This is a genomic window from Bacillus cereus group sp. BfR-BA-01379 (genome assembly GCF_022663605.1).
Lineage (GTDB): Bacteria > Bacillota > Bacilli > Bacillales > Bacillaceae_G > Bacillus_A > Bacillus_A mobilis.
In genome coordinates this window covers 1-250 of the sequence record NZ_JAKUFT010000274.1, presented here as the reverse complement: position 1 = coordinate 250, position 250 = coordinate 1, and the positions used below count along the sequence as shown (strand labels likewise).

Genomic DNA, 250 nt, shown 5'->3' with positions numbered 1-250 from the left:
TTGCGTTTTTTGCAAAAGATCAGCCCGAACCAATCGGGTTCCTACGGCTGGTTTGCCCTACTTCAGAGCTTTATCCCCTACCAGCCGTTGGAACGGGGTAAAGTGAAACTTTCTTTTGCGTTTTTTGCAAAAGATCAGTCCGAACCAATCGGGTTCCTACGGCTGGTTTGCCCTACTTCAGAGCTTTATCCCCTACCAGCCGTTGGAACGGGGTAAAGTGAAACTTCTTTTGCGTTTTTTGCAAAAGATC

General features: G+C 47.2%; 1 protein-coding gene. It reads left to right on the top strand.

All coding sequences use genetic code 11. The features are described from left to right. Positions 1 to 216 (top strand): hypothetical protein (locus MR113_RS27830; RefSeq protein ID WP_242257515.1); only part of this gene is annotated, 216 nt, incomplete at its 5' end. Positions 217 to 250: the final 34 nt, after the last annotated feature.